The sequence below is a fragment of the Candidatus Binatia bacterium genome, from assembly GCA_036382395.1.
GTDB lineage: Bacteria > Desulfobacterota > Binatia > HRBIN30 > HRBIN30 > JAGDMS01.
In genome coordinates this window covers 1-2,703 of sequence record DASVHW010000194.1, presented here as the reverse complement: position 1 = coordinate 2,703, position 2,703 = coordinate 1, and the positions used below count along the sequence as shown (strand labels likewise).

Genomic DNA, 2,703 nt, shown 5'->3' with positions numbered 1-2,703 from the left:
GGCTCATGACCTGCGCAGTTTTCTCAAGGAGAAGCTGCCCGAGCACATGGTGCCTGCGGTCTTCGTACTGCTCGATGCCTTGCCGTTGACGCCCACCGGCAAGGTCGATCGCCGCGCACTGCCGGCGCCCGACCGAACACGACGCGAACTCGAAAGGACATTCGTCGCACCCCGAGACGCCCTGGAACTCCAGCTCGCTCATCTCTGGGAGGAGGTTCTGAGCGTTAGACCGATCGGAGTGACGGACAATTTTTTCGAGTTGGGAGGGCATTCAATGGCCGCGGTGCGCTTGTTCGCCCTGATCGAGAACAAGCTCGGCAGGAGACTGCCGTTAGCGGCCGTTTTTCAGGGCGCAACCATTGAGCATCTCGCCGGTGTCCTCCGCCACAACGCCAATCCAGCAGCCCACCCATGTTTGGTCGCGATTCAGCCTGGTGGCGCCAAACGGCCGCTCTTCTTGATACATCCGGCGGGCGGACACGTTTTTCCATACATTCATCTGGCGGACTCATTGGGCCGCGATCAACCCTGCTATGGGCTCCAAGCCAGAGGGCTGGAAGAGGGACAAGACCCGCATGCGCGGATCGAAGACATGGCTGCCTATTACCTCGAAGCGCTGCAGACCGTGCAGGCCGAGGGTCCGTACTTTCTGGGAGGATGGTCAATGGGAGGCCTTGTGGCCTTCGAGATGGCACAGCAGCTTCTGGCGCAGGGTCAGCGGGTGGCCCTGGTTGCCTTACTGGATGCGCGGATTCCAAATCCTGATGAGCACTTTGCGGAGCAAGATCTTGAAGCGACGCTGTTGGTTGATGTTGTCCGTTACTTCGGTCTTTCGTTGGGCCCTTGGGAGTCCCTTTCGCGGCTTCCAAAGCACGAACTGTTGACCCGTGTGTTGCAGCAGGCGAAGAGCGCCGGCTTGGTGCCCCCGGATATTCAAGCGTTCCAAGCTCAGCGTTTTCTCGAGCTCTGCAAGGCCGACTTTCGAGCGACGCGGAACTACGTCCTACATTCCTACGCGGGTCGAGTCACCCTCTTCAAGGCTCGCGAGGCAGGGCCTCCGATTATATCGGACTTGGCAACCCGGAGCGACCCAACGGGGAGCGGACCCGCCGAAAGGACGCCGGCCGCAGGCCCGTCCTCTGACCCCACGTTGGGCTGGAGCCAGTGGGCTGCTGGAGGAGTGGAAGTCCACGTCGTTCCGGGCAATCACGCCAACATGGTTTACAAGCCCCACGTTGAAGTCCTGGCCGAGAAGCTGAAGGCTTGCGTCGAGCAAGCCGCAAGCGGCGAGGCTTGGTTCGCCGATGGAGTCAAGTCACCCGCCGGATCGATGAGGGACGCTCGATGAATGGGAACACCAACGCCGACAGTGCACGCTACAAAGTCGTCGTGAATCAGGAAGAACAGTACTCGATCTGGCCTGCCGAGCGGGAGAACCCTGTTGGCTGGAGGGATGCAGGTACGATCGGGTCCAAGACCGAGTGCTTGGCCTATATTAGAGAAGCGTGGGCCGACATGAGGCCGCTCAGCCTGCGCCAGACGATGGACCAGCAGGAAAGATAGCCGCACAGATTCCGCCCACGCGCCATCCTATGACCACCACCGTTGCTCCTGACCCCTGGCTTGCATGCCGCCGGCCGCGTCCGCAGGCCCGCCTCCGTCTATTTTGCTTTCCGTATGCGGGAGGCAACGCCTCGATTTTTCGCACCTGGCCGGCCGGCTTGCCAGCCGATGTCGAGGTCTGTCCGGTTCAACTTCCCGGACGGGGAACTCGGCTGATGGAGCCTCCTTTCACTCGCCTCTCACCTCTCATCCAGGCCCTTGCCCACGCCCTCTTTCCGCTCCTGGACAAGCCGTTTGCCCTCTTCGGCCACAGCCTCGGAGCATTGGTGAGCTTTGAACTCGCCCGTCATCTCCGCCGACAGTATGGCCTGCATCCTGTTCGCTTGATCATCTCTGCCGGTCGCGCGCCTCAGATCCCTCATCGAGATCTGCCCATGCACACCCTGCCAGACGGAGAGTTTGTGGCGAAACTGCGTCGTTTGAACGGTACGCCCAAGGAGGTGTTCGAGCACGAAGAGCTCATGGAGATCGTCCTTCCTCTCTTGCGGGCGGATTTCGCGCTGTACGAAACCTACGTGTATTCGACCGAGCCTCCCCTGAACTGCCACATCTCCACCTTTGGCGGCTTACAGGATCGCAACGTGAGCCACGGCGACCTCGAAGCCTGGCGTGATCAAACGACCGGTTCCTTTTCGTCGCGAATGTTTCCCGGTGACCACTTCTTCTTGAACACCACTCAGCCCGTCCTGCTTCAGGCGCTCTCTCAAGAACTGCACTGAAACCGGGGAGAACGGCTACGTGAAGATGGCGCCCACCACGTCTCTTGCGCCTCCGTGGTGCTTCCCGCCGGAAGCTCCACTGTTGGGTCGTGACGCAGTGCATGTCTGGCGAGCCACCCTGGACGAGACCCCGTCACGGATCGATAGCTTCCTACACACCCTTGCAGCAGATGAACGAACGAGGGCCGAGCGGTTTTATTTCCCGAGAGACCGCGAGCGCTTTATCGTCGCTCACGGAGTGCTGAGAGCCATCCTCGGTCTCTACTCGAACAGAGCACCGGAATGCGTGTCCTTCAGCGACGGCTCTCATGGAAAACCTGCCCTGGCATGGGAATCTGGCGGGGCTGCAATCCGCTTCAAC

General features: G+C 60.7%; 3 protein-coding genes. All 3 read left to right on the top strand.

The window, feature by feature from the left end; translation table 11 throughout:
- Positions 1-1,348: alpha/beta fold hydrolase (locus tag VF515_09000; protein HEX7407770.1), on the top strand; the 1,348-nt coding region annotated here is incomplete at its 5' end.
- Positions 1,345-1,563, top strand: a complete 219-nt coding sequence (locus VF515_08995; GenBank protein ID HEX7407769.1) for an MbtH family protein — start codon at positions 1,345-1,347, stop codon at positions 1,561-1,563. The genes VF515_09000 and VF515_08995, both read left to right, overlap by 4 nt.
- Before the next feature lie 29 nt (positions 1,564-1,592).
- Positions 1,593-2,342, top strand: coding sequence for a thioesterase II family protein (locus VF515_08990; GenBank protein HEX7407768.1), 750 nt, complete (start codon positions 1,593-1,595; stop codon positions 2,340-2,342).
- Positions 2,343-2,703: the final 361 nt, after the last annotated feature.

What these genes read in the sequence shown, in the direction of transcription:
- VF515_08995 (HEX7407769.1), top strand. Translation starts at nt 1,345, where the DNA reads ATGAATGGGAACACCAACGCCGACAGTGCACGCTACAAAGTCGTCGTG.
- VF515_08990 (HEX7407768.1), top strand. Translation starts at nt 1,593, where the DNA reads ATGACCACCACCGTTGCTCCTGACCCCTGGCTTGCATGCCGCCGGCCG.